We start from the raw sequence: 19,449 nt of genomic DNA on the forward strand, positions 1-19,449 counted from the left end.
CATGGGCATGATGGCACGGCGCCGGGCCGCCCGGAGGGTGGCAGGCGAGCCCGCGGATGCACCCCGCCGCCGAGCGGCGAAGGGAGGCCACTTAGGCTGGTGCCGTCCTCCTTCACGAACGAAAGGTATCCACATGCCGGGCAAGGTAGCTCTGTTGACGGCCGGCGGCTTCGCCCCGTGCCTGTCCTCCGCCATCGGCGGTCTCATCCAGCGCTACACGGAGATCGCCCCTGAGCGCGAGATCATCGCGTACAAGCACGGTTACCAGGGTCTCCTGCAGGGTGATTACCTCACCATCACCCAGAACGTCCGCGAGAGCGCCGGCCTGCTGCACACCTTCGGCGGTTCCCCGATCGGCAACTCCCGGGTGAAGCTGACCAATGAGAAGGACCTGCTCCAGCGCGGACTGATCCAGCCGGGTCAGAACGCCCTCCAGGTCGCGGCCGACCGGCTGGTCGCCGACGGGGTCGAGATCCTGCACACCATCGGTGGCGACGACACCAACACCACCGCCGCCGATCTCGCCGCCTACCTCCACGAGCACGACTACGAGCTGACGGTCGTCGGGCTGCCCAAGACCATCGACAACGACGTGATCCCGATCCGCCAGTCCCTGGGAGCCCAGACCGCCGCCGAGATGGGCGCCCGGTTCGCGCAGAACATCGTCGCCGAACACAACTCCGTCGGGCGCGAGCTGATCGTGCACGAGGTGATGGGGCGCCACTGTGGGTGGCTCACCGCCGCCACCGCACGCGAGTACCGCAACTGGCTGGACACTCGGGCCTGGCTGCCGGAGATCGGCCTGAGCCGGGACGCCTGGGAGATCCACGCCGTCTACGTCCCCGAGGACGAATTCAGCATCGAGGACGAGGCCGTCCGCCTCAAGGAGATCATGGACCGGGTCGGCAACGTGACCATCTTCCTGTCGGAGGGTGCGGGCGTCGAGGCGATCGTCAAGGAGTTGGAGGACCGCGGCGCCGACGTGCCGCGTGACGCCTTCGGTCACGTCAAGATCGACAAGATCAACCCGGGCAACTGGTTCGCCAGCCAGTTCGCCGAGCTGATCGGCGCCGAGAAGGTCCTGGTCCAGAAGTCCGGCTACTACTCGCGGTCGGCGGCCCCGGTCGAGTACGACGTCGACCTCATCTCCTCGATGTGCGACCTCGCCGTGGAGTCGGCGATCGCACACGTCCCCGGCGTCATCGGCCACGACGAGGAGAAGGGCGACGAACTGCGCGCCATCGAGTTCGAGCGAATCAAGGGTGGCAAGCCCTTCGACGTGACCACCGAGTGGTTCACCGAGATGCTGCGCCAGATCGGCCAGCCGATGCCGAAGTCGACCAAGCCGCTCGAGGACTGAGCCGGGCCACCGGGCACCAACTCGCCTCGTGGGGCGGTCGCTTCGGCGGCCGCCCCACGCCGCGTTCGAGGCGCCCTCAGCGGCGCCGCGACATCCGCCGCGTCCCTGCCGTCAAGAGGGCTCCGAGCCCCATCCCGGCTGCGGCGCCGGTGACCCATCCGGTCCGCAGGGCAGCCCGCGCCGCCCGAACGGCTGTGCTCCGACCGACAACGGGCGTGCCCGGCGGGGAGGCCATCGCCTCCTGATAGCGGCTCCCGGAGGCAGACTGCGAGGCCGAGGGCTGCGCCACTGCCGGAGTAGGCTGCGCCCCTGCCGGAGTGGGCTGCGTGGGTGCCGACGTGGGCTCCGTCGGTGCCTGGCTGGGCGCCTGCGTCGCATCCGACCGGTCGCTCGAGTCGTCGTCCGGCGGGAGGATGCCCAGGGGCGCGTCGATGTCCTGGACCTTGAGCGGATTGGCCTGTTGCACGGCGGTGGCCATCCAGGCTGCGACGTAGAGGATCAGCCGGGCGAAGAGGTTGAAGAAGAGCATCAGGACGATGACCGGGCCGAAGAGCGCCGCCGCCGGGTTGCCGGTGAAGGCGCCGACCAGGAAGCTTGCCAGATACTCCAGCAGGGTGAGGCCGACCGTCCCGATCACGGCCGCCCACGCCGTCACCCGGAAGGGGAAGCGCTTCTCCGGGAAGACGGTCAGGATGTAGACGAACAACAGCCAGCCCGCCGCGATGGAGGCCACAGGTCCGATGATCCGCACAGCCACGCCGGCACCGGGGACCGCCTCCAGGTGGAGGACGCCGAGCACCCATCCCGTGAGCACGGTGGAAGCGTTCGCCAAGGCCAACGTGACCGGGATGAGGACGATCAGCCCCAGCAAGAGGGCGATGTTGATCAGGGTCTCCAGGACGATGTTGCGACGGGACTCCCCCAGGTCGAACTCCGCCCGGGTCTGGGCGCGGATGGCGCTCTTGAGGTTGCCGGCCCACCCGGCCGCGGAGTAGAGCCCGGAGAGCAGGCCGACCACGCCGATGGCACCCCAGTTATTGAGGAACCGGGCGACGACGGCCGAGATCTGCTGTTGCAAGGCGGTGCCCATGCCCGCGAGTCGTCGCGCTACCTCGGCATCCACGACCTGCAGGAGCTCGGGGCGTACGACAGTCAAGGTGAACCCGATCCCCGAGAAGGCGACCATCAGCAGGGGGATCAGGGCCAGCACCGAGAAGTAGGTGATCGCGCCGGCGAACTGGGTGCCGAGTCTCGTGCCGAAGCGGTCCTGCATGCGCAGGACGTGGGCGATCCAGGGCGTACGTTTCGCCCTGGCGAGGAGGTCCTTCAACTTCTTCATCGCTGCTCCTTCGGGAGGAAGCGGCGCGGGTGGATCGGCTCAGCTGGCCTGCCGACGCCGGCGCCGCACCGCCAGTTCGTCGCCCGCGACGGCGGGGCTGCTTTCCCCAGCGTTGCGTTCGGCGGGCAGTTCGGACAGTGAACCCTCCACGTCGCGCCAGACGGATCCGATGGCGATGCCGAACATCCCCTGGCCGCCCTTGAGGAGGTCGATCACCTCGTCGTCACGCGTGCACTCGTAGACGGACGCGCCGTCGCTGATCAGGGTAACCTCGGTCAGGTCCTCCACGCCGCGGTCCCGCAGGTACTCCACGGCCGTGCGGATCTGCTGCAGGGAGACGCCGGCGCTGAGCAGGCGCTTGATCACCTTCAGCATCAGGATGTCGCGGAAGCTGTAGAGCCGGGCACTCCCGGAACCATTGGCGTCGCGTACCCCGGGGATGACGAGCCCGATCCGAGCCCAGTAGTCGAGCTGGCGATAGGTGATGTCGGCGGCCTTGGCTGCCACCGGGCCGCGGAATCCCACGTCCTCGGGGACCGGGGCGAAGTCACCGTCGAAGAGCGTGCCCTGTGCCACCGAGGGCTCGCCGGAGGGTGTCGGGGTGCTCGTCGTGCTGCTCATGATCTCCGCCTTCCGACGACCTGCTCGCTGTCTGCTGACGACGTCGACACTAGCTATCTCGGCCCTCTTGGGCCGGTGGCCACGGACGACACGCCCATGCCGCACCTCAAGCTGAGGGAGGGGTTGAGGGTTCAGGTCAGACTCTACGCCGGCCCGTCATCGTCGGCATCCTCCCCGCCGTCGGCATCTCCCCCGTCGGGGGGCTGCTGGCCCTCGTCGCCTTCTTCACCTTCGTCGCTGAAGTCGTCGGCACTCACGTGGTCGAGGAATTCGCGGAACTTCTCGACCTCCTCCTCGGCTTCCTCCTCCTCCTCGAAGCCCGCGGCCTCGAGCACGTCTTCGGCGCAGTAGACGGGCGCCTGGCAGCGCAGTGCCAGGGCGATGGCGTCGGAGGGACGGGCGCTGATCTCGACACCGTCCACCAGCAGCACGGCGTAGAAGGTCCCGCCCTCGAGTTCGGTGATGTGCACTTCCTTGAGGGTGTGCCCCAGGCCGGCGAGAGTGTCGACCATCAGGTCGTGGGTCAGCGGGCGCGGCGGACGCAGCCCTTCGAGGGCCTCCGCAATGGCGTTGGCCTCGTTCCAGCCGATCCAGATGGGGATCATCCGGTGCCCGCCCACCTCGCGCAGCAACACGATGGGCTCGTTGTTGGGCATCTGGGCCCGAACACCGACGACGTCCATCTCACGCATGCCCCCACACTACCCGGGGCGGCCCGTTGCGCCAGCCCCTCCGAGTGGACCCATCGGCCCGCTCCGCAGGGATTCAGCCGAGTTCGCGCTGGACCCCCGAGCGCACCATCGCCAGGTGGGTGACGTTGATCAACCGGGTCAGTTCCTCGATGGTCTGGCGCGAGCTGCCCCGACGGGTGTGCGCGGCGGTCGCCTGGTTGATCAGGCCGACCTCCTTGTCGGCGGCGATCTTGATCTGGCGCAGGTGCCGAGGATCGATCCCGTAGCTGGCGAGCTGCTTCGCGGCGACTGCGACCGCGAAGGCGTCCTGGTCGTAGTAGTGCGTCCCCCGACGTGGCGTGATGACCAACAGCCTCTCCAGCTCGGCGAGGATCGGCTCGGCGAGGCCGGACTTCTCGATCAACTCGGCCCGGCTGAGCCGGACAGGCCGGCGCCGGCGCTCCTCCTGCGGGGAACGTGGTGGATCACCGGCGGGCGGCGGATCGACAGGCCTGACGCGGCGCGGGGGCCCGGCGACCGGCTCTGGCGGCGGATCGGGCACGGCCGGGCTGGGCGTGTCGATCCGCGGCGGGGTGAGGCCACGATCGATCTGATCCAGATGCTCGCGGATGATCTTCAGCGGAAGGTAATGCGTCCGCTGCATGGTCAGGATGTAGTGCAGGCGCTTGACATCCCCCTCCGTGTACTTGCGGTACCCGGAGGGAGCTCGCTCGGGGCTCAGCAGTCCTTCGGTCTCCAGGTAACGAATCTTGGAGATCGACAGATCGGGGAACTCGGGCGTGAGTTCCTTGACCACCCACCCGATCGAGTGTCGGGCCTCGGCCATCAGCGGGAGCCGCGTCCGCCGGTGAAGTAGATCATCCGGAACTTGCCGATCTGCACCTCGTCGCCGTCCTTGAGCACGACGTCACGGTCGACCAGGGTCCGGTTGACGTACGTCCCGTTCAGGCTGCCGACGTCGCGAAGGAGGATGCCCTCGGGGCGGCGCAGGAAGGTCACATGGTGGCGGGACACGGTGATGTCGTCGAGGAAGATGTCCGAGCGGGGATGGCGTCCCGCGGTGATCTCGTCACGGTCGAGCAGGAAACGCGCGCCGGCGTTGGGGCCGCGCCGGACCACGAGCAGCGACGAGCCGGAGGGCAGCGCGGTGACGGCCGCTTTCTCCTCCGAGTTCAGCTCGTCGACGTCGTTGTCATCGCTGAAGGCGGGAATGACCTTGGTGGTATCGGTCAGCGCGACCAAGGGCTCGCCGCACTGGGAGCAGAACTTGCTGCCTTCGGTGTTCTCGTAGCCGCAGGATGGGCACAACATGTCAGTCAATTCCTTGCTCTCGGGGGGTGAGCTTTCAGGACTCGATCAGGTCGCCGTAGGCGTCGGCGTCCAAGAGGTCGTCCAGGCCGTCGTCGTCGCTCAGTTCGACCTCGAACAGCCAGCCATCGCCGTACGGGTCATCGTTCACCAGCTCGGTGTTCGCATCGAGGTCGGGGTTGACGTGAGTCACCACGCCGGAGACGGGGCTGAGGATGTCACCGGCGCTCTTGACCGACTCGACCTCCCCGATCACGTCGCCGACCGTCACCTCGTCCCCCGCCGTGGGTAGCTCGATCGACACGACTTCACGCAGCTGGTCGGCGGCGTACTCGCTGAAACCGATCCGGACGGACCGGCCGTTACCCGACCTGACCCAGAGGTGTTCCTGGCTGTACTTGAGGTCCTCGGGGAGCTCCATCCATCCTCCTGCGTCTGGGATGACCAATCGTCGCTGAACACTGAACCTTAGCCTAACGCCGAGGGATCGGCCGCGCTCATGCGGTGATGAGGCGCCTGACACGCGGCGCTGGGTGGGCTCAGCCGCCCGATCCGGTCCCCGCGGAGGCGCTCGGATCGGCACGGGCGAAGCGAGGGGCCTCGGTCGAGTGCAGGGAGGTGACGGTGAGGTGGTCGGACTTGGTGATGGTCACCTGCCCGCCCACCCGCGGGTCCGTGATCTGACTGACCAGTCCGCCGCGGAACCGTGCCGCCTCCTCCAGAGCGTGCGGGTCGCCGATCACGTCGAGGGTGATGGGCGTCGACACCGCTTGGCCGTCGACCACGATGCCCGAGGAACCGCTGGCGACCCAGGTGCTGGCCACCACACGGATCCTGCCGTTGATCTGCATGACCTCGCCCCCGGCGTCACGCATCTCCTCGAGCGCGTCGAGGATCATGCCGGCCTTCACCTTCCCCTGCGGATCGGTGATGGTGATGGTGATCCCGGTCCCCTGGGCGGGAATGGTCCCGGCGAGGATGCCGAGCGCGGTCAGCCGCTCCTCGGCCTGCGCGCGAGCCAGCGCCTCGTTGTTCTTCCCCGACTCCAGCTGGCTACGCGCCGTCTGCAGGGATTCCAGCTCGCTCTGCAAGCGTTGGGACTCCTGGTTGAGCCCGTCGAGCATGCCGACCAGGTCGGATTGACGCAGTGAGCTGTAGGAGTCGACCGCACTGCGGGCGCGGACCTGGGTGACGAGCCCGAACGCCACGACCGCGAGCACGAGTGCGACGACGACCTGGCTCCGCTCCGGACGCAACCAGTCGCGGAAGGTACGGCGGCTGCCCTTCGGTCCGGCCGCAGGCGGTACCGGCTCGGGCTCGGACTGCTCTGGCTCGGGCTCTGGCTCGGGCTCTTCGGAGTCGGACGCCCTGGAGCGGTGATCGTCGTCCGCGGACCAGTCCTCGGCCGCGACCTCGGGCACCTCGCCCACGACGGCGTCCTCCGCGCCGATCTGCTCCCCGACCGGCTCCTCGGAACCGAGCTCCGCAGGGACGTCGTCCTCCGGTGCGCTGACGGGCTCCGGCTCGCTGTGCCCTGCCGCGGGAGCATCGTCGGGCCGCGTCGCCTCGGCCGCAGGGACGTCGGATGCCTCAGCCGCGGGCTGGGCGGGCGTACGCTCCCCCGGCTCCCGCGACTGAGTGCCCTCGACGGCCGCAGCATCGCCGGGGACATCCACGCTCTCCACAGCCGGGGTGTCGGCGTCGTCGTTCGCCGGCTGCACCGTCTCGGCGGCCGCCGGCTCGTCCTCCGGACGCGGCTCCTCGTCGCGGCGGCGCAGCTCTTCGTCAGGCATGGAAGATCGACCGCCTGATCGAGGCGACGTTGGTGAAGATACGGATGCTGAGCACGACCACCACGCCGGTCGAGAGCTGCGACCCGACACCGATCTGATCGCCGACCCAGACGATCATCGCGGCGATCAGGACGTTGGAGAAGAACGAGACGACGAAGACCCGGTCGCTGAAACGACCCTCGAGCCAGGCCCGGAACGCCCCGAACATCGCGTCCATCGCCGCGATGATGGCGATCGGCAGGTACGGCTGGAGGGCCGTGGGAACGTCGGGCTGGAAGAAGATCCCGAGGACGATACCGGCGATGAGCCCGATGATGGGGATCACGAGGTGCCTCCCTTCGCGTGGCGGAGCGTGACCCTGGTGGCTGCGGGTAGCGACACGCTCTTCGGCCGGGTGACCGTCACCCGGATCCCGATGTTCTTCTCCAGGTAGTTCCACCAGACGCCGCCGTCGGTGCTGATGAACTTCTGCTGGAGGGTGTTGGGGTCACCGATCACCTCGATGGTGTACGGCCTGGTCAAGGAACGATAGTCGACGGTGATGGCGTCACCGGCACCCCGGATGGCGGTGAGCGTGGTGAGGCGATGGCCGTTGACGGCGATCCCCTCGGCCCCCGCCTGCCACAGCCCGTTGGTCAGCTGCTGCAGGTCGGTGTCGATCACCCGAGCGTCGGCGGCACCGGACGGCGAGTCGTCGACCACGAAGACGATCCCGGCGCCGGTCACGGCGGTCGCCCCCGTCGGCACCGACAGCTGGTCCAGCTGGGCGGCGATCCTGGCGTTGCCGGCGTTGCTCGCGAGGCCTTGTTGCTGCAGGGCGTTCACCTCGGACTGGGTGGTGGCGATCTGCTTGCGCAGGGAGTCCTGCTGCGCCTGGGCGGCCTGGACGGCGGCGATCGTCGCCGCCCGGTCCTTGGCGACCTGTGGAGCGGCGCGCGTGGTCATCACGGCCGACATGGCGAAGAGCATGGTCGCCACCACGAACACGGGCAACTGGGCCCACCGATGCCCGTACCCACCCTGCACCCAGGCCCGCTCCCTGGTGTAGTCCGGGTCGACGGCGGTCGCCTGGATCTCGCGCAGCAGGTCCATGCTGTCGAGGCGCGGCCGGACCGACGCCTGGCCCCCCGCTCCCCGTTCACACCGACAGCCTAGGCGATGCCGTCGAGGAACCCGGGAGTCGATGCCGCCGGACCTGGGTGACGGCCGCCGCGGACAGCAGTCCGACGAGGCCGACACCGGTGCCGATCCCCTGCAGGAGCGCACCGAAGCGTACGGCCGGGGTCAGCGTCGTCGAGAGCGGGACATCGACCACCATCGCCTCCGGGGTGTACCACGGCACCCGTGCCAGCACCCGCCCGTCCGGCGCAAAGGCGGCGGTGTGACCGACGGTGGAGACCTGCACCAACGCGCGACCGGTCTCGACTGCGCGCAGCCGGGCGAAGGCAAGCTGCTGGTCGAGTTCGTCGGTGCGGCCGAAATCGGCGTTGTTCGTCGGCGAGAGCAGCCATTGGGCGCCGTCGTGGACCGATTCGCGGGCCAGTGCGTCGTCGATGATGTCGTAGCAGATGGCCAGTCCCACCCCGGTGGTGCGGCCGTCACGGGTCGTCACCGACAGCACGGGATCCCCGGTCCCAGGGACCACGTCGCGACCGATCAGCCCGATCAGGGCCGGGGCGATCTTCGCGTACGTGTCGCGGTCGGGGACGTACTCCCCGAAGGGCACCGGATTCCGCTTGTCGTAGATCTCGCGCTGTCCCCCGGTCATCGGCCAGACGTATTCGGACTGGTAGGTCTTGCCGCCCCGCTCCGTCGACGATCCGAGCAGCAGCGGCGCCCCGAGCGCCGCCGACAGGTTGTCGAAGCGGCTCTGCAGTTCCGGCCACTCGGCCGGATCCCATTCCGCGGCGCCTTCGGGCCAGGCCACCACGTCGGGGTTCGTGCCGGGAGCGATGAGCCTGGAGGCCCTCAGGTGTGCGGCGAGCACGTCGCCGGGTTGGCCGCCCATGAAGTAGCCGGCCCGTTCGTCTCCGCCCTGGATGCCGGCCACCCGGATCGTCCCCTGGGTGGCCACCGGGAAGGCGGGCACCGCGACGAGTCCCAGGACGAAGGCCAGCAGGGCGGTGAGAGGCAGGACACGTCGCGATGGCGGCGCCCCGGGACGGACGAGTCGGCGTGCCACCGGGACGGTCCAGGCTGCGACGAGGCAGAGGACGAATCCGGTGCCGGCCAGCCCGAGCCAGGTCACGAGGTGGAGCAGCTGGCTCCAGGCGAGCGACTGCGCAAGCCGCCCCCAGGCGAAGCCGCGGTAGGGCCAGGAACTCGACGCGGCGTCGCGAGCGGTCCACACGCCAGCCGTGACCAGTGGCGTGAGCAGCCACGTCCCTACCGGCCCCGGCCAGGCGGTGCGTGCCCAGCGATGCAGCCACCAGATCGCCAGGTAGCCGAGGCTCCACCACAACGCCATCTCCGTGCCCAGCGCCAGCCAGGGAAGCCAGCCCAGGAAGAGCGAGGCCCAATGCACCAGGGGCAGGTAGAACGCCAGACCACTGAGCAGGCCGATCGGCAGGACGGCACGCCGACGTCTGATCGGCACGGCAGCCGAGCCGAGGACGAGGGCCAGGCCGGGCAGCAGTAGCGGCCACCATCCCGGCTGGGGGAAGGCGAGACGCATCGCCAGGGCTCCGGCCACGGCCATCGCGGCGGAGACCCACCACGGTGTCCATTGGTCGGGGGCCGGTTGTGTACGCACCGGCGCGGGACCGGTGACGACGGTACCCATCAACCCTCCTGCAGGACTTCCGCCTGGGCCTCGACGGCCGCCAGTCGTTGCCCGACCGTGACCGTGCCAGCGAGGGCCAGCAGCACCACGGCTCCCTCGGCGGCCCACGGCACGCCCAGTCCCGCCAGCAGCAGCCCGAGCAGGATGACGACCAGACGGTCGGCCCGCGCGGCGATCCCGACGTCGGCCCGGAAGCCCTGCGCCTCGGCCCGGGCCTTGACGTAGGACGTGATCTGCCCCATCGCAAGGGCCCATCCCGCCAGCCCGACCATCCACGGGGAGGCTCCGGTGCGGGCGAAATGGATCATCACGGCGGTCATCACGGCGGCGTCACTGACCCGGTCCAGCGTGGCGTCGAGGAACGCGCCGTACCGCGACTCCTTGCCTCCGAGCCGCGCCATCTGCCCGTCGACCGAGTCGGACATCACCAGCACCCCCATCGCCAGGGCACCCTGCCAGAGCAGCCCGAGCGGGACGGTGAGGAAGGCGACGATGACCAGGAGCACCGTCCCGACCCAGGTGACCGTGTTCGGATGCACCCCCAGGCGCAGCAGGAGTCGGGCCGGGGGCGTCATCACACCCCGCCAGCCGTGGCGGAAGCGCTCGAGCATCAGGCATCCTGTCCCGAGGGTGCCACCGGCCAGGCCGCCGCCAGCAGTTCCCGGGTCTGCCCGAGCAGTTGGGGAATCGCCTTGGTCCGGGCCACGATCGGGAAGAAGTTCGCGTCGCCCCGCCAGCGCGGAACCACGTGCTGATGAAGGTGCGCCGCGATGCCGGCTCCGGCGACCTCCCCCTGGTTCATCCCGAGGTTGAAGCCCTGGGCGCTGCTCACCGTCCGCAGCACGGTCATCGCCGTGCGGGTCAACTCGGCGACCTCGATCACCTCGTCGGTGGTCAACTCGGTGTAGTCGGGGACGTGCCGGTAGGGGCACACCATCAGGTGCCCCGCGTTGTAGGGGTACAGGTTCAGCAGGACATAGGCCAGGGCACCGCGGTGGACGATCAGGCCGTCCTCGTCAGAGCCGAGCGGTGCGGTGCAGAACGGGCAGGCGTCGCCGGCGGCCGTCCGGGGGTGCTTGTCCCCACCGACGTAGGCCATCCGATGCGCGACCCAGAGCCGATCGAAGACGTCGGGGTCGCCGGCCAGCGTCGAGGCATCGACGCTGATCGGCTCGGTCGATGCCTCGCCCCCTGCCGGCTGCCCGTCCCGCAGCCCCTCGTCCGGCCCGCCCGTGTGCTCAGGCTGCACCCCCATGCGGTCAGACCTGGGCCTTCGACGCGATCGCCGCGACGATCTCGTCGATCGCATCGTCGATCGGCACGCCGTTCTTCTGTTCCCCGTCGCGATAGCGGAACGACACCGCGCCGGCGGCCCGGTCGTCCCCACCGGCGATCAGCATGTAGGGGACCTTCTGCTTCTGGGCGTTGCGGATTTTCTTCTGCATCCGGTCGTCGGAGGAGTCCACCTCGACGCGGACCCCCGGGCGCGGAGCTTCTCGGCGACCTCGTCGAGGTAGCCGGTGAACTCGCCGGCGACCGGGATCCCGACCACCTGGACAGGGGCCAGCCAGACCGGGAAGGCGCCCGCGTAGTGCTCCAACAGAACGCCGAAGAACCGCTCGATCGAGCCGAAGAGGGCCCGGTGGATCATCACCGGCTGCTGGCGGGAACCGTCCGCGGCGGTGTACTCGAGCTCGAACAGCTCCGGCTCGAAGAAGTCCAGTTGGATGGTCGACAGCTGCCAAGTCCGCCCGATCGCATCCTTCGCCTGGACCGAGATCTTCGGGCCGTAGAAGGCGGCGCCGCCCGGGTCGTCGACGAGCTCCAGACCGGAGGCCTGGGCGACCTCGGCGAGCGTACGCGTCGCCTCCTCCCAGGTCGCGTCATCACCGACGGACTTCTCGGGGTCACGGGTCGACAGCTCGAGGTAGAAGTCGTCCAGGCCGTAGTCCTTGAGGAGGTCGAGGACGAAGGTGAGCAGCCGGGTCAGCTCGTCCTTCATCTGCTCGCGGGTGCAGTAGATGTGCGCGTCGTCCTGGGTGAAGCCGCGGGCACGGGTGAGTCCGTGGACGACACCGGACTTCTCGTAGCGGTAGACCGACCCGAACTCGAACAGCCGCAGCGGCAGCTCCCGGTAGGAGCGCCCGCGCGAGGAGAAGATCAGGTTGTGCATCGGGCAGTTCATCGGCTTGAGGTAGTAGTCGATGCCCGGCTTGACGACGTTGCCGTCCTCGTCGCGCTCCTCGTCGACGCGCATCGGCGGGTACATGCCGTCGGCGTACCAGTCGAGGTGCTTCGAGGTCTCGAACAGGTGCCCCTTGGTGATGTGCGGGGTGGAGACGAAGGAGTACCCGGCCTCGAGGTGGCGCTGGCGGGAGTAGTTCTCCATCTGCATCTTGATCAGCGCACCCTTGGGGTGGAACACCGGCAGGCCGGAGCCGATCTCGTCGGGGAAGGAGAACAGGTCGAGTTCGCTGCCCAGCTTGCGGTGGTCGCGCTTGGCGGCCTCCTCCATCCGAGTCTGGTAGTCCTTGAGCTCCTCCCGGGACGGCCAGGCGGTGCCGTAGAGGCGCTGGAGCTGCTGGTTCTTCTGGTCACCACGCCAGTACGCGGCCGATGACCGGGTCAGGGCGAACGCCGGGATGTAGCCGGTGTGCGGCACGTGCGGACCGCGGCAGAGGTCCTCCCAGGCGCGCTCTCCGTTGCGCCGGACGTTCTCGTAGATGGTGAGCTCGCCCGACCCCACCTCCATCGCGGACCCGTCCTCGGCGTTCGCCGACCCCTTGTCGATGATCAGCTCGAGCTTGAACGGCTCGTCCGCGAGCTCGGCGCGGGCCTCCTCGTCGGAAACCACCCGGCGACGGAAGCTCTGCTTCTCCTTGATGATCCGCTGCATCTGCTTCTCGAGCGCCTTGAGACCCTCGGGGGTGAACGGCTCGTCCACCATGAAGTCGTAATAGAAGCCGTCGGTGATCGGCGGGCCGATGCCCAGCTTCGCCTCCTCGTGCAGGTTCTGCACGGCCTGGGCGGCCACGTGGGCGCAGGAGTGGCGCAGGATGTTGAGGCCCTCAGGGCTGCCGATCAGGACCGGTTCCAGCGTGGCGCCGTCAGGCACCGGGAGGTGGAGATCCCTGATCTCCCCGTCCACGCGACAGGCGACGATCGTACGATCCTCGCCGAACAGGTCCAGACCCGTGGTGCCGTCGTCGAGGACCTCCTGCGAGGTGTCAGACGTCCGGACCAGGGTGACGGTGATGGACACGGCGGTTTCCTCTCTCCCCGCACGGGTGTCGCATACATACCTGGCATGCGTCCGGACGGGCTCGTGTTCGCCGGCGCACCGGGCGGCGCCGCGTCCGAAGCTTACCGCGCCCACCGACCGCGTCCCCTCACCGCTGCCCGGGGGACGCGCCAGCGCCACGGGGCTGGGCCGGGAGCCGGCCCGCTGTCAGCCGACGTCAGCGAGGTGGCGCTGGGCGGAGCGTACGAAGCCGCGCACCAGCGTGCCGGTCCGGGCGGCGAGGGCGATCCGGTGTTCCTGCAGGGCCCGTCGATCCGCCTCCCACTCGGCGTCGTCGTCGGTCGGCGCGCCGGCAGTCGCGCTGAACGAGGTCCGCCATACGTCGAGGGTCGCCTCCGTGGCCTCCGGGTGGAACTGGACCCCGAGGTGCGGACCGTAGCCGAAGGCCTGGACGGACGCCGCACTGGTGGCGATGACATCGGCCTCCGGCGGCGGGACGATCTCATCGCGGTGATGGGCGTACCAGGGACCCGCCGGGACGCGATCCACCTGTTCCGAGCTGACGTCGACCATGCCCCGCTCCATCGCGGCTCCGGGCAGCACCCTGCCGCCGGTGAGGCCGGCGAGGAGTTGGGCGCCGAAGCAGATCCCCATGACCGGTACGCCGCGCGCGATCGCTGCGGCGACGAAGCGACTCTCGTCGTCGAGCCAGGGCAGGCTCCTGTCGGTACTCGAGTCGCGGGAGCCCATCACGACAAGCATGCGGACTCCGTCGAGACTGATGCGGGGTCGTGGTCCTCCCGTGAACGAATGCGTGCCGATGTCGTGGCCGCATCGGGCAAACGCAGCGGTGAGATGCCCGAGGACGCCGTCCTCGTTCCCGGGGGCTACACCGTGCAGCAGGGCGATGACTGAATGAGCCACTGTCGTCCTCCTCGATCCGGGAAGGTTTCGACCATCGTGACCGATTAGGGGGCCCATAGGTTACGGTCGCGTGTCCATCGCGCTGTCTGTCCCGTCACACCGTCGGGGAGGGCTCGAAGCGGCGGAACCAGGGGAGTCCATGATTGCCGCGTGGTGGGCGGTACTGGGTTCGAACCAGCGACCTCTTCCGTGTCAGGGAAGCGCGCTACCGCTGCGCCAACCGCCCGAGGTGGAGACGGGATTTGAACCCGCGTGCACGGATTTGCAGTCCGTTGCCTCGCCTCTCGGCCACTCCACCAGGTGGGAACCTCACCCTGGTGGAGGGCGTACGAGTCCGCCCCTGGGGGCGGGACCCGCTCCGAGCGGACGACGGGATTCGAACCCGCGACCCTCACCTTGGCAAGGTGATGCTCTACCAGCTGAGCCACGTCCGCATTGCCTCCGGCCGACCGTTTGACCGGCGACCTTCAACCATTCTCCGCCTCCACAATCGCTTGGTGAGGCGTTCAGGAACTCTAGCAGAGGTCACCCGGGATGGCGCAAATCAGGCGCCAGCCCACCTCACGCTGAGTATTCCCTGAGTAGTCCCCTCGTCAATAGTTCAAGATTCAAGTTTCAGTGCTACTGTTCTTTGCAGGGCAGGCGACAACCTGCCGACACCTGGAACGAGGAGATTTCCATGAACAACGTCACTGTGATCGGGACCGGAAACGTCGGTTCGGCCGTCGCCGGCATGCTGGCCAAGGCCGGCGCCGGGCTGCAGATCCTCGACCGCGACAAGGAGAAGGCCGCGGCGCTCGCGGGGCAGGTGAACGGCACCGCGGGCACCGTCGGCGAGGCCCTCACCGGCGATGTCGTGGTGCTGGCTGTTCCCTACCCCGCCCTGGCCGAGATCGCCGGCATCTACTCCGGTGACCTGGACGGCAAGACCGTCGTCGACGTGACCAACCCCGTGGACTTCGAGACCTTCGACGACCTCGTCGTCCCGGCCGATTCCTCCGCGGCCGCCCAATTGGCGAGCCTCCTGCCGAAGGCCAACGTCCTGAAGGCCTTCAACACCACGTTCGCCGGAGTTGTCGGCGCTGGCTCGCTCGGCGGCAACGACGCCGTGGTGCTGGTGGCCGGTGACGACAACGGCGCCAAGGAGACCCTGATCCGCCTGGTCGAGGCCGGCGGGCTGAAGGGTGTCGACGCGGGCAGCCTCAAGCGTGCACGCGAACTGGAGGCACTCGCCTTCCTGCAAATGACCCTCGCGGCCAAGGAGACGATCTCCTGGAACGGCGGCTTCGCGCTGGTGAAGTGACACGGCCCGGTCACGGGACCGGCCCAGACAACAAAGACGCCCTCCGCGCTGCTGCGCGGAGGGCGTCTTTCTGGTGGGCGGTACTGGGTTCGAACCAGCGACCTCTTCCGTGTCAGGGAAGCGCGCTACCGCTGCGCCAACCGCCCGAGGTGGAGACGGGATTTGAACCCGTGTACACGGATTTGCAGTCCGTTGCCTCGCCTCTCGGCCACTCCACCACGTGAAGGACCCCACCCGGACCACCTGCACGATCCGGGTGAACCCGCCAGCATGCAGGAGACAAGCTCCTACCGGGTTCCACAAGGGCGAGACCCTCTCCGAGCGGACGACGGGATTCGAACCCGCGACCCTCACCTTGGCAAGGTGATGCTCTACCAGCTGAGCCACGTCCGCAATGAATCCGGATGACCCGCGGGCCAACCCTCTTCATCATGCCCCCCGGGACCCCGAGGCGCGATCAGGAACTCTAGCAGGCTTCCCACAGGCCACCAAATCCGCTCGAACCGGATCAGCCTGCCCGTCGCCAGCCTTGCTCCTGACGATCGCCGCCCGTTTCCGTGCGGCGAGAGAGAGGTCTACCAGAGCAAGTCACACCGATGCAACTTTCCCCACGCTCGGCGGCCGGTTTGCTGATTCGCGTTGAGCATGGCTATTGTTGGCTCTCGCACGGGCGGTTGGCGCAGTGGTAGCGCACTTCGTTCACACCGAAGGGGTCGCTGGTTCGAATCCAGTACCGCCCACCCATACGAAACCCGCTCTGACTAGGTGATTCACCGGTCAGGGCGGTTGTCGTTTTCCCGGGTGCAACTTCTACGCAACGCAAGGCCTCCGAAGCGGGGCCAGGACGTGACGTAGGACACGTACCGGTGCAACCTTCCCGGCCAGGGGCCAACCAACAAGACGGCCCCCGGGAGCGTTGCAACCGCTTCAACCGGGGGCCTAGGACAGCAGAGGACGCTGACCATGGGCACAACCGTACCTGCCGACCGCGACTGGGACCGCATCGAAGCGGGCCACCAGGCCATCGACGCCCTGAACAACATCGTCGGGGAGCTGCGAGGCACGCTCGAGCACGACCCTGAAGCGGTCACCCAGCTCGAGGCGTCCCTCGCCGTCCTGTTCGGCACCGCCAACGCCACCCCGACCGTATAGCCGTCCACCTGGGCGGCCTGACAGCGCTCCCCGCCCGCTCCCCCTCGAGGTCGAGCACACAAGGATGCACCCGGTATTGCTCCCCTGGGCGCCGAACCGGCGGCGCCCGTCCCTCCCCAGCGTGGCCACGCGACGGGAGAGACCAGACGTATGAGCCTGCCGCCCCTGGGACGGCGGGCCATCGGGCGTGGGTCGACAACGCGGGAGCGGCAACAGGGGAAACCCACTGGGGGGGTCGAAGACGAGGCCGCGAAGCCTGCATGCTCGTCAGGGGGCCTCCACTCTTTTCGCCACTACCGAAAGCGAGGCCATGGTGGCGTGAAGCGCCAGCCTTGCCCGCTCGGTCCGATCAGCCCCAATGACTCTGCTGCGCCGCCAGTCAAGCGGCTTGGCCGGGAGTGGCCAGATGCAGTGCACCCCTGGGGCGACCATCTTCCGCAGCGGTATTTCCCTGACCATTACAGCAGTAAGGTCGTGAAGAGGATAATTAGCCCCGAACCACTGTTCAAATATCACAAGACCATCGATGGCCAAGTATGCCGAGCCGCAGTTAGTTCCGTGCTCCCGCACATACTTCGCGCCATCTACCCCGGCCGGTACGAGTGTCCTGGAATCGCTCCAAATTCCGAAGCCTGCATAGGGGCTATTGCTCTTGGCGATGAAGATATGCGTGTCGCTGGTTATCGCTCGTTTCTCGTAAAAGTCGCGGTACTCGCTCGCAGGGTACCGACGGTCCCCCGGGTCACAAAATTGGTCGTACATCATGAACGTCTTGTGGGCCCACACCGCCAAGTCGCACATTTCCGCAGGGGTTATAAACTCCCTGCTCCCGTTGCGGGACATCTCATAAATTAAGGGCTTGATCCCCCTTTCCAGGGTGCTCATCCACCCAGAATTGCAGGAACGGCACACAACCTTCACCTGCACTTCATGTAGGATCGGGGTTTTCTTACCGCGCGTTACCTCATACTCGACCAGTTCATCTTCATCTGTGAACCCCCAGGTTAGTTGAGGGATAGATTCTTGGTACGCCCCATGCTCAGCGATGTACTTAGATGGTGCATCAAACTTGCGTAACCATTGGGGATAAACATGCTCCTTTGAGTCCGCCAGCCCCCACACCAGATGCACCTGCGCATTGCCTTCCCCCTGAAGAGTGCACTCACCCACCCTGCTCATGATATAGCGAGAGGCTATGCGCATCGGCGTGCCTAGGCGACAGGGACCCTATGGAACAGCGCGGAAACGTTCAACCCTATGGAAGAGGCGTCCAGCCGCCCCGGACGCGCTCCGGGAGTTCGCTGGGGTGGTCCTCGAGGCGGCGGACCGGCTCGAGGCCATCGGGTGACACCCTGAGAACGACGAGACGCCCCCGCCCGGGAGTATCTGGGCGGGGGCACTGTTCATGCCTGAACGGTCAGACGAACCGGAGTCCGGCGGTGCTGCCGTCACGCGTCACGCCAGTCGAGGACCACTCGGGGTTACGCCGGGCGGACCAGCCAGGGGCTACGCCGGGCCTGTTCCTCGGATTCGGCCGTGGCGCGGTCGATGTCCTCCAGGGCGCGGGCCCTCATCCGCTCGACCCGGTCCCGCTCGGCGGCATCCTCCCGGGCACGCCAGGCCGCGTTCGCGGCGGCGGTCCGGGCAGCCACGCACGGCGCGTACCCGTCGATCTGCAAGGCGGCGGGCAGGCGGTCGAGCGGACACACGGTGGTCGGGTCACCCCCGTTGGCGGCGACCCTGAGAGCGTCCCGCTGGCCGGTCAGGTAGGCCAGGTTCGCGGCGAGCTGCTCGCCGTTGGGATCCTCGAGGGTCACCTCCGTCCCTGCCAGTTCGCCGAGTCGATTGAGGAGGTCGGCGACCTGGGCGGCGTGCTTGTCGTGGGCCTCCTGGGCGGCGGTGATGGCCGGGTCCAGGGCGGCGGCATCGGCGTTCAGCCGGGCGGTGAGCACGTCCTTCTCGGCGGCTTCAGCGGCCGTCTGGGCGGCCTGCAGCCCGTCGCGGTAGATGGATACGAGTTCGCGTGCCGTGACGCGCTCACGGGCAACCTGGGCCGCCTGCTCGGGGTCGGTGACGGGCGCGGCGAGGCGGTTCACGTCTGCTTCGGCGGCGGTGAGTTGCTCTCGCCAGTTCTTGACGGCGGCGCGGGCGGCTGCGAGGGCGGCGGTCGGGGTCATCATGATGGGGTTCCTTTCGTAGGTCAGCTGGTCGTGGTGTCGAGTTCGGCGCGGACGGCCGCGCCAAGCTCCCGGTATCCGGCCTGCAACTGGCGGTCGGACACGGACGCGGCCATGCGTTCGAGGTGCTCGAGGTGGGTCTGCTTGGCCCGCCGGGCGGCGTTCCTGGGCGCCCGCTTCAGCAGTACCGTGTCCGCGGCCACGGCGCCCTTCCGGGCCTGCTCGAGCTCGGCGCGGAGCCGGGCCAGCTCGGCCTTCTGGCGGGCGGCTGCCTGCCGGACGGCGGCGTCGATCATCTTCTCGACGGTCGCGCGGTCAAACGTTGTCTTCGGGACGGGCATCGGGGTTCCTTTCGTAGGCGGTAGGGGGCCTCCATGAGGTGTTGTCATTCCGGGGGGCCTCCATGAGGTCGGGTGTGTCTAGTCGGGCTCGTAGGGGTAGGCGGCGACCGCGGCGAGGAAGGCCCGGGCGGCCGGGTCGGGGGCGGGCCGCTGGTAGCGGCGGCGGGCCGCAAGGACGGCGAGCTGGTCGGTGGTGGTGTTCTGCCCGGCGTCCTGGCGGCGAACCAGGTCGGCGTACAGCCGGTCCAGGTCGGCGAGGGTGCGGGCGTCGTCCTCATCGCGGGTCGCGGGCGAGTCGGGGGCGATCATGACGGGTGGTCTCCTGTCTGGCGTAGCGGTTGGGTCCCGGTCATCCCAAGGGGGTCTCCATGGGGTTCAGGCGCGCGGGGGGTCTCCATGGGGTTCAGCCATTCCGG

At 68.5% G+C, this 19,449-nt stretch carries 20 protein-coding genes, 7 tRNA genes and 1 pseudogene; 4 read left to right on the forward strand and 24 right to left on the reverse strand.

What is annotated here, in order from left to right:
- Positions 1-133 precede the first annotated feature (133 nt).
- Entirely contained in the window at positions 134-1,360 is a 1,227-nt protein-coding gene (locus Rai3103_RS14990) for a pyrophosphate--fructose-6-phosphate 1-phosphotransferase (protein ID WP_153573250.1), read from the forward strand.
- 76 nt (positions 1,361-1,436) lie between these two features.
- Here the strand turns inward: Rai3103_RS14990 and Rai3103_RS14995 are convergent, their stop codons facing one another.
- From Rai3103_RS14995 to Rai3103_RS15075, 17 genes and pseudogenes are all read right to left on the reverse strand, one after another.
- Positions 1,437-2,699: a YhjD/YihY/BrkB family envelope integrity protein gene (locus Rai3103_RS14995; RefSeq protein ID WP_153573251.1), complete on the reverse strand. Its 1,263-nt coding sequence runs from the start codon at positions 2,697-2,699 to the stop codon at positions 1,437-1,439.
- Positions 2,700-2,738: 39 nt separating this feature from the next.
- Positions 2,739-3,320, reverse strand: coding sequence for a MerR family transcriptional regulator (locus Rai3103_RS15000; RefSeq protein WP_153573252.1), 582 nt, complete (start codon positions 3,318-3,320; stop codon positions 2,739-2,741).
- Positions 3,321-3,463: 143 nt separating this feature from the next.
- Positions 3,464-4,012, reverse strand: a complete 549-nt coding sequence (locus tag Rai3103_RS15005) for a bifunctional nuclease family protein (RefSeq protein ID WP_153573253.1) — start codon at positions 4,010-4,012, stop codon at positions 3,464-3,466.
- Positions 4,013-4,085: 73 nt separating this feature from the next.
- On the reverse strand, positions 4,086-4,838 hold the full coding sequence (gene ftsR / locus Rai3103_RS15010; protein ID WP_153573254.1) for a transcriptional regulator FtsR: 753 nt from the start codon (positions 4,836-4,838) through the stop codon (positions 4,086-4,088).
- Positions 4,838-5,323, reverse strand: a complete 486-nt coding sequence (locus tag Rai3103_RS15015) for an FHA domain-containing protein (protein WP_153573255.1) — start codon at positions 5,321-5,323, stop codon at positions 4,838-4,840. Before Rai3103_RS15015 ends, ftsR begins: the two co-directional genes overlap by 1 nt.
- Before the next feature lie 34 nt (positions 5,324-5,357).
- Entirely contained in the window at positions 5,358-5,741 is a 384-nt protein-coding gene (gene gcvH, locus Rai3103_RS15020; protein ID WP_153573256.1) for a glycine cleavage system protein GcvH, read from the reverse strand.
- Positions 5,742-5,859: 118 nt separating this feature from the next.
- On the reverse strand, positions 5,860-7,113 hold the full coding sequence (locus Rai3103_RS15025) for a DUF881 domain-containing protein (RefSeq protein ID WP_153573257.1): 1,254 nt from the start codon (positions 7,111-7,113) through the stop codon (positions 5,860-5,862).
- Positions 7,106-7,438 (reverse strand): small basic family protein, encoded by a 333-nt coding sequence (locus Rai3103_RS15030; RefSeq protein ID WP_153573258.1) that lies wholly within the window; start codon positions 7,436-7,438, stop codon positions 7,106-7,108. The genes Rai3103_RS15025 and Rai3103_RS15030 overlap by 8 nt, the downstream gene beginning before the upstream one ends.
- Entirely contained in the window at positions 7,435-8,205 is a 771-nt protein-coding gene (locus Rai3103_RS15035) for a DUF881 domain-containing protein (RefSeq protein ID WP_153573259.1), read from the reverse strand. Before Rai3103_RS15035 ends, Rai3103_RS15030 begins: the two co-directional genes overlap by 4 nt.
- Before the next feature lie 46 nt (positions 8,206-8,251).
- Positions 8,252-9,895, reverse strand: coding sequence for an apolipoprotein N-acyltransferase (lnt, locus tag Rai3103_RS15040; RefSeq protein WP_153573260.1), 1,644 nt, complete (start codon positions 9,893-9,895; stop codon positions 8,252-8,254).
- Entirely contained in the window at positions 9,895-10,506 is a 612-nt protein-coding gene (gene pgsA / locus Rai3103_RS15045) for a phosphatidylinositol phosphate synthase (RefSeq protein ID WP_153573261.1), read from the reverse strand. The genes lnt and pgsA overlap by 1 nt, the downstream gene beginning before the upstream one ends.
- The gene (locus Rai3103_RS15050) at positions 10,506-11,150 is read right to left on the reverse strand and encodes an HIT family protein (RefSeq protein ID WP_153573262.1); all 645 of its coding nucleotides are present in this window, start codon (positions 11,148-11,150) and stop codon (positions 10,506-10,508) included. The genes pgsA and Rai3103_RS15050 overlap by 1 nt, the downstream gene beginning before the upstream one ends.
- 4 nt (positions 11,151-11,154) lie before the next feature.
- Positions 11,155-13,157, reverse strand: a pseudogene (gene thrS / locus Rai3103_RS15055) (threonine--tRNA ligase).
- A gap of 186 nt (positions 13,158-13,343) precedes the next feature.
- Positions 13,344-13,898, reverse strand: coding sequence for a type 1 glutamine amidotransferase (locus Rai3103_RS15060; protein ID WP_194793170.1), 555 nt, complete (start codon positions 13,896-13,898; stop codon positions 13,344-13,346).
- A gap of 313 nt (positions 13,899-14,211) precedes the next feature.
- Positions 14,212-14,286 (reverse strand) — tRNA-Val (locus Rai3103_RS15065).
- 1 nt (position 14,287) lies between these two features.
- Positions 14,288-14,358, reverse strand: a tRNA-Cys gene (locus Rai3103_RS15070).
- 63 nt (positions 14,359-14,421) lie between these two features.
- Positions 14,422-14,494, reverse strand: a tRNA-Gly gene (locus tag Rai3103_RS15075).
- Between the two features lie 245 nt (positions 14,495-14,739).
- On the opposite strand from Rai3103_RS15075, the gene Rai3103_RS15080 reads away from it, so the two are divergent.
- Entirely contained in the window at positions 14,740-15,363 is a 624-nt protein-coding gene (locus tag Rai3103_RS15080; protein ID WP_153573264.1) for an NADPH-dependent F420 reductase, read from the forward strand.
- Between the two features lie 71 nt (positions 15,364-15,434).
- Here Rai3103_RS15080 and Rai3103_RS15085 read toward each other — a convergent pair.
- From Rai3103_RS15085 to Rai3103_RS15095, 3 genes are all read right to left on the reverse strand, one after another.
- Positions 15,435-15,509: transfer RNA gene (locus tag Rai3103_RS15085), tRNA-Val, on the reverse strand.
- A gap of 1 nt (position 15,510) precedes the next feature.
- Positions 15,511-15,581 (reverse strand) — tRNA-Cys (locus tag Rai3103_RS15090).
- A 102-nt stretch (positions 15,582-15,683) separates the two neighbouring features.
- A tRNA-Gly gene (locus Rai3103_RS15095) sits at positions 15,684-15,756 on the reverse strand.
- 275 nt (positions 15,757-16,031) lie between these two features.
- On the opposite strand from Rai3103_RS15095, the gene Rai3103_RS15100 reads away from it, so the two are divergent.
- Together Rai3103_RS15100 and Rai3103_RS15105 are read left to right on the forward strand one after the other, a co-directional pair.
- Positions 16,032-16,103 (forward strand) — tRNA-Val (locus tag Rai3103_RS15100).
- A gap of 223 nt (positions 16,104-16,326) precedes the next feature.
- Positions 16,327-16,515: a hypothetical protein gene (locus Rai3103_RS15105; protein ID WP_153573265.1), complete on the forward strand. Its 189-nt coding sequence runs from the start codon at positions 16,327-16,329 to the stop codon at positions 16,513-16,515.
- Positions 16,516-16,782: 267 nt separating this feature from the next.
- On the opposite strand, the gene Rai3103_RS15110 is transcribed toward Rai3103_RS15105, so the two are convergent.
- From Rai3103_RS15110 to Rai3103_RS15125, 4 genes are all read right to left on the reverse strand, one after another.
- On the reverse strand, positions 16,783-17,400 hold the full coding sequence (locus Rai3103_RS15110) for a hypothetical protein (protein ID WP_153573266.1): 618 nt from the start codon (positions 17,398-17,400) through the stop codon (positions 16,783-16,785).
- 596 nt (positions 17,401-17,996) lie between these two features.
- A complete protein-coding gene (locus Rai3103_RS15115) occupies positions 17,997-18,695 on the reverse strand; it encodes a hypothetical protein (RefSeq protein WP_153573267.1) in 699 nt (232 codons plus the stop codon).
- Positions 18,696-18,715: 20 nt separating this feature from the next.
- Positions 18,716-19,033, reverse strand: a complete 318-nt coding sequence (locus Rai3103_RS15120) for a hypothetical protein (protein ID WP_153573268.1) — start codon at positions 19,031-19,033, stop codon at positions 18,716-18,718.
- 78 nt (positions 19,034-19,111) lie between these two features.
- Positions 19,112-19,342: a hypothetical protein gene (locus Rai3103_RS15125; protein ID WP_153573269.1), complete on the reverse strand. Its 231-nt coding sequence runs from the start codon at positions 19,340-19,342 to the stop codon at positions 19,112-19,114.
- Positions 19,343-19,449: the final 107 nt, after the last annotated feature.

It is taken from the genome of Raineyella fluvialis (assembly GCF_009646095.1).
GTDB classification, from domain to species: domain Bacteria; phylum Actinomycetota; class Actinomycetes; order Propionibacteriales; family Propionibacteriaceae; genus Raineyella; species Raineyella fluvialis.